This is a genomic window from Paenibacillus tyrphae, from assembly GCF_000722545.1.
In the GTDB taxonomy this organism is placed as follows: domain Bacteria; phylum Bacillota; class Bacilli; order Paenibacillales; family NBRC-103111; genus Paenibacillus_G; species Paenibacillus_G tyrfis.
In genome coordinates this window covers 1-784 of the sequence record NZ_JNVM01000045.1, presented here as the reverse complement: position 1 = coordinate 784, position 784 = coordinate 1, and the positions used below count along the sequence as shown (strand labels likewise).

Below are 784 nucleotides of genomic sequence, written 5' to 3'. Positions count from 1 at the left end.
CGACAACTCTTTGAAAACGGGTCTGTGCCCTTTAGGCGGAAACGTAGTCGGTACGCCACGCTTTCTTTGTAGAATCCTGCGAATGAGCCAAATGACGATGAATGTTACGTTGTTTCAAGGATTACTTATGCGGCTAGGGTCTTTACTTTTTCCGGTAAATAGGTTTGGTTATCCTTTGCTAGGGCAACTAGGATGCGAGCGAGTTTTCCGCAAAGCTTCATCAAAGACTGCATTCCCTTCATTTTCTTAACATGCTTATTGTGTTCGTGAAGTGCCTTAAATTCTGGATTGACAGCGACTAGATGCAAAACGGTTAAAAATAAGATGCGACGGAGACCGGGTCTGCCACGTTTGGTAATGGTTACTTCTCCTTTACGAAGCCCTGAGCTATTCTCAGATAGATGTAAACCGGCCAACCGAAGAAGCTGCGATCCATGTTGGAATTGTCTAAGATCACCGGCTTCGCTATATAAGGTAGCCAGCGTCATATCGCTGATCCCTTTAAACGTACGAAGTGAAGGAGTAGTTGGAATCAATTGAATCTGGTCTCCCAGTTTCTTTTCCAGTTCAGCCAGCTGCTGCTGAAAGAAATCCAGCTGAGTTAATAGCAGATGAATGCAGACCTTGGAAGACATGGAGCATCCAGGGAGCCCTGTAGAGCGCTTGGCCGATTCGATTAAGGCTTTAGCGGCGCTCAGGCTCGTTCGTTTGAGCTTCTTTTTCCATTGAGAGACGATAAAGGTTGGAGATAGGTCGCGAATTTCAGATGGAAGTGGAAACAAAG

The 784-nt window shown here is 45.8% G+C and carries 1 protein-coding gene; it reads right to left on the bottom strand.

Features of this window, described 5'->3' with window-relative positions; translation table 11 throughout:
- Window positions 1–125 precede the first annotated feature (125 nt).
- The coding region (locus ET33_RS32935) for an IS110 family transposase (RefSeq protein WP_036692458.1) at window positions 126–784 on the bottom strand (659 nt) is incomplete at its 5' end.